At 23.8% G+C, this 4,657-nt stretch carries 8 protein-coding genes and 1 pseudogene; 4 read left to right on the top strand and 5 right to left on the bottom strand.

Annotated elements, in window-relative coordinates:
* Positions 1 to 55 precede the first annotated feature (55 nt).
* A pseudogene (locus tag Q0W06_RS19200) lies at positions 56 to 229 on the top strand (transposase); the annotation flags it as partial.
* 303 nt (positions 230 to 532) lie between these two features.
* Here the strand turns inward: Q0W06_RS19200 and Q0W06_RS19205 are convergent.
* From Q0W06_RS19205 to Q0W06_RS19225, 5 genes are all read right to left on the bottom strand, one after another.
* Positions 533 to 1,207, bottom strand: coding sequence for a hypothetical protein (locus Q0W06_RS19205; RefSeq protein WP_297639682.1), 675 nt, complete (start codon positions 1,205 to 1,207; stop codon positions 533 to 535).
* A 140-nt stretch (positions 1,208 to 1,347) separates the two neighbouring features.
* The gene (locus Q0W06_RS19210) at positions 1,348 to 1,548 is read right to left on the bottom strand and encodes a hypothetical protein (protein WP_297639685.1); all 201 of its coding nucleotides are present in this window, start codon (positions 1,546 to 1,548) and stop codon (positions 1,348 to 1,350) included.
* Between the two features lie 91 nt (positions 1,549 to 1,639).
* Positions 1,640 to 1,867 (bottom strand): hypothetical protein, encoded by a 228-nt coding sequence (locus Q0W06_RS19215; protein WP_297639687.1) that lies wholly within the window; start codon positions 1,865 to 1,867, stop codon positions 1,640 to 1,642.
* The gene (locus Q0W06_RS19220; protein WP_297639689.1) at positions 1,851 to 2,081 is read right to left on the bottom strand and encodes a hypothetical protein; all 231 of its coding nucleotides are present in this window, start codon (positions 2,079 to 2,081) and stop codon (positions 1,851 to 1,853) included. Before Q0W06_RS19220 ends, Q0W06_RS19215 begins: the two co-directional genes overlap by 17 nt.
* A gap of 444 nt (positions 2,082 to 2,525) precedes the next feature.
* A complete protein-coding gene (locus Q0W06_RS19225; RefSeq protein WP_297639691.1) occupies positions 2,526 to 2,807 on the bottom strand; it encodes a YciI family protein in 282 nt (93 codons plus the stop codon).
* A gap of 86 nt (positions 2,808 to 2,893) precedes the next feature.
* Here Q0W06_RS19225 and Q0W06_RS19230 point away from each other — a divergent pair, with 86 nt between their 5' ends.
* The 3 genes from Q0W06_RS19230 to Q0W06_RS19240 all read left to right on the top strand — a co-directional run bounded on the left by Q0W06_RS19230 (position 2,894) and on the right by Q0W06_RS19240 (position 4,621).
* Complete coding sequence (locus Q0W06_RS19230; RefSeq protein ID WP_297639694.1) at positions 2,894 to 3,493, top strand: TetR/AcrR family transcriptional regulator; 600 nt, start codon at positions 2,894 to 2,896, stop codon at positions 3,491 to 3,493.
* A gap of 203 nt (positions 3,494 to 3,696) precedes the next feature.
* Positions 3,697 to 4,071 carry a hypothetical protein gene (locus Q0W06_RS19235; protein WP_297639696.1) on the top strand — a complete coding sequence of 125 codons (375 nt, stop codon included), beginning with the start codon at positions 3,697 to 3,699 and terminating at the stop codon, positions 4,069 to 4,071.
* A gap of 169 nt (positions 4,072 to 4,240) precedes the next feature.
* A complete protein-coding gene (locus Q0W06_RS19240; RefSeq protein ID WP_297639698.1) occupies positions 4,241 to 4,621 on the top strand; it encodes a hypothetical protein in 381 nt (126 codons plus the stop codon).
* Positions 4,622 to 4,657: the final 36 nt, after the last annotated feature.

The following is a 4,657-nucleotide window of genomic DNA, read 5'->3' on the forward strand; positions in this document are numbered from 1 at the left end:
CTACAGCTTAGTATAGTTCGAATTTTAGTGTCCAGGATATTGACATAAATCCAGTGCATTTGGAGTTTTAAAACAAGATTATTCTTTTAGGCGATTTTTACTTAGGGGAAAGAAAAATATAAAGATAGAATTTATGCTTTTATGTTTTGCATATGACATTAAAAAATTGTTTAATAAAACACTTCAAAAAAGAAATGGAATATTATTGCATAATATGAAAACAGCGTAATGGAATAATTTGTTACAAATAGAAGGGTGTCAACCCTTCTATTTGTGGTGTTTCAAAAAAAGTTTTTCCCAGAAAATTTCTACCGAAAATAGACTATCAGTTGTACTAATTGAAAAAAAAAGAAGCGTCTACGTAAATGATTAAAAATCATTTACGAGACAGCTCCTTTTTCAATAACTCTATTTTAGTAAAATTATAATTATCATTAATTAGCTCCATATTATTATAAATATAACTTCTCACTAATTCCTTCTTTTTAATTAACTTGAATTCAACATTAAATATAAATACTTTTACAATATTTTACTTTTTTGGTGCAATTGCTGGTCTAAACAGACAGTACAGGATTATTGTTCCTACTATGCTACCTATTATAGTGTGAAGTGCTATATCTATATTAAATCTATTTAAAACTAAAATTATAAATATAATAGCTATTTCAACAACTATAAGCCTTTTTCTTATTGACGTAAGTGCAAATTTATTTATATTAGTTTCCTTTGGAAACTCTACTACATTCTTAAAGATATTTTTCGATTCTTCAACTGAAAAACATCTCCCACTAATCCTTATTATTTTATTATCTAAATCCTTAGTTCTATCAATAAAACTTTTACCTTTAAAACTTTGTAAATCTAAAATATTTAAATCGATATTTTCTTTTTTTAAATATATTGTACGTTTAGGTATAAACATAGTAATTAAAGCTGGAGCTTTAAAATTTCCAATTTTCAAAATTTGAACCTCATCTTTTTTTACTTCTATATCAATACTCTTACTACTACACCAATCAATTTTTGCTTTAATTTTATACGTCCCTAAAGGTAACTTAAATTCATACGTTTCGCCCATATTTATTTCTCTTACTAATTCATCATTAATATAAATTTCATAAGTCCTTAAACCTGCAAAACTTGTAAATCCTCTATAAATAAGCAATAAACCTTCTTCAGCCAACTCTTCATTATTTTCTTCCATAGAAAATTCCTCCTAAGGTACCTGTTTTATCTCTTTCCCCTACAGCTCTAACTCACTCCTAGTCAATATAGAGTATCTTACTCCTACCCTTTTTGAGAATAAAATAATGATTTTGAAAAATTTCCAAAATCATTATTTTTTTATTTTAATACCACTTCAATATAATCACCTAATGCATGTGGTACACTTAATATAATTGTTAATTGATTTTTTGTAAAATAAGATTGTACCTCTGGTAAATAATCACTTACAACATCCGAACTCTTTAATAATTTTCCCAAGTTATTTAAATCAAATACTTCCGAAGGATTAAGACCTAATGATGTTAGTTTATTTATCAAATTTTCTTTAAATTTTTTAATAAAGTTCTCATTTATATCTACTATCTCACTAAGCTTAATTATTTTAAATTTAGATAAATTTATCTATATATTAATGAAATAATTTATTTATTATAATTTTCTTTCTATTTTTTACTTCTTTTAATTTATTCTGCTCTATTAAAACTCCTAAAATCATAAATCCTATTCCTATTCCAGCTCCGAGCCCTCTAATAAAATCTATTCCTCTCATATTAAAGTTCAAAAATGGTGCATTTGATAATAAAAATATAATGAAACTTATTAATCCAATTCTATAATAATTATTTTTTATTCTCATACTTTTCTCCCTTTGTTATAAACTTTAAAATAGCAATTCCACCTATTATTACTAAAAAAAATTTAAATGATAATATCTTAGTTGTTAGTAATATAGCTAAAATTATAACTATAGGTAATTTATATGGTAGCATTAATAAAACATATTTTAATTTGTCACTTTTAATATTTCTTAAAATTAAATTATCGTATTTTTCTAGAATAGATACATTCATATTATAATCCCCTTTCCTTACTCTTAATCCATAAATTTATTTTAATGGATAATTATAGATTTTATAGGAATTTAAAATGAATATTTATTAAATGTTCTTTTGTTACCTTTTAAAGCTTACTTTATTCAATACATAAAATCATTTTAAACTTGCTGTATTTAATATCTTCAAAATTTTATTTTTACTATAATTCCTTTCCAGAAATTTATTTTTAGAGTTTTATTTTTAAATATTTATTAGGAAATTTAAAAATTTTATTATAAATATTTAATTACAACAAGTAGTTTATCTTTTACATTTTATCCACCTAATAAAGAACCTTTAAATAGAATAGTTTTATTTGAAAACATAAAACTATTATTTCAATTGAAAATATCACTACCATTTCATAATTATAACTAAGTAATAAGAGCAGTAAAATAAAACTTTTACTGCTCTTAAAAATTATAAGCTCTTTAGCGCTTCGCAAGTTTTACTTGCTTCAAATTCTATAATTGAAATCTCTACTATTTTTTCTCTATAAAAAGGATCTTCTTTCACTATATCCCAAATATCTTTTTTTATATTACCTTTAACTAAAATTATTCCGCCTGTTCTAGGATTTTTTCTTCCTGATGCTATAAAATTTCCATTTGCATAGTTCTTATCTAAGTAAGCTCTATGCTCCTCTAAATATTTTTCTACTTCTTTTAAGTCTTTTTTATATTCTAAATTAATAATAAACATATTGCATCTCCTTCTCTTTTGTTCTATTATAGTGACTATAGTCACCATAACATATGAAATATATTTTTTCAAGGAGATTAAAAATTATGGAACCAAAATTATCTAAAAAAGAACAAGGTCAATTAACTAAAGCTAAAATTTTTAAAACCGCTGTAGATTTAATAAGTACACATGGCTATAAAAATGTTACTGTTGATAAAATCTGCCTAAATGCAGAAGTTTCAAAAGGTGGATTTTATGTTCATTATAAATCTAAAGAAGATATAATTCGTGAAAGTTATTATATAAATATGGAAGAATATATTATTCCTAAATATAAAGATCTTCTTCTTTCTAATGAATTATCTTCTACTAAAGAAAAAATTAAAAATTTTTTACTTTTACAATTAGAGTTTTCAAAAAATATAGGCTATGAAATCACTTGTCTTGCTTATACATTAAACTTAAATGAATGTAGTAATGGATTAAGCCATCACTTAGAAAAAAGAACATTTTCAAATAATTTAAAAGACTTATTAATTTTAGATAAAGATAAATTACTTTACTCTATTGAAGATTCTTTTCTTTATTTAGAAAGCTCTATTAGAGGCTTAATGGCTTCTTGGTGCTTTTCTAATAATACCTTTGATATTTATGCAAAAGGACTTCTATTTATTGATGTCTTAGTATCAACTATTTATCGTTAATTAATATTAAATTATAGGTAATATCGAACTCTATCTAAAAATACACTTCCTACCTAGTGGACTTACTATACTTATTAATTTTAAAATTTTCTTTTATATTTTACAATACATAAATAACACATAATAGAATATTAGTTAAAATATGTTAATATAATATTAATTAGTTCTAAATACAAAATTTCAAAATATCTAAAGGAGTTTTTATGAGTTCAATATTATGTATTATTCTTTTTGGAGCCAATTTAGTTTTAACATTCTTAGTTACACTAGGTATGCCTTTAGGTGAATATACCTTAGGTGGAAACTATAAAGTGTTGCCAAATAAACTAAGAATTTTTAGTGGTATATCCTTAATTATTCAGTTATTTGCCATGATAATTATATTAGAGATTGGTGGATTTATTACAACTGGAATACCACTTCATATGTCAAAATTCATTTTCTCTTTTATTGCAACTTATTTATCCATAAAAGTAATTTCAAATCTTTTTTCCAAAAGCAAAAAAGAAAAGTATATTATGACACCGCTTTCTCTTATTACATCAATATGTTTTTGGCTTACAATTATCAATTTTTAATAACCACTAAAGCAATTTACTAAGTCTACCTATTATCTTTATTCTTATTTTTACTTTTTTAATATATAAAGGTAAATTCTATTGAGATTTTACTTATTTACACAACTTGTATATTACTTCTAATATATTGTAAAATTTATATTAATTAGAATTTTATGGAGGTTATATTATGAAAAATAAAAATAAGATTACTCTCGGTGTTATAGGTGGATTAGTTCTTGCTTTAGGTAGTGGATATTTCTTAGTTTCTAATTCCGATAAAGATGATACTCCCGTTACTGCAATTTACTTAGATTCTAATAATCAACCATATGGTAATGACGTAGAAGAGTCTAAAAAGACTGATCCTAATTCTGTTGGTCATATCAAAGGAAGTTTTAATAATGAAGATAGCCAAATAACTGAAAACTTTACTTTAAATAGACTTTCATTTCATGAAGTAACTATAGAAATCCCAAGCTTCTTCCAAGTATTTAGTACTGTTGAAGGTGATAATATGCTATCCTTAAAAAATAAAAAGAGCGATATTGGTATAAAATGGAACCTATAAAGTGGACACTTATAAAAAGTGCCTTCGCTTATAGGT

The sequence above is a fragment of the uncultured Clostridium sp. genome (assembly GCF_947072515.1).
Classification (GTDB): Bacteria; Bacillota; Clostridia; order Clostridiales; family Clostridiaceae; genus Clostridium.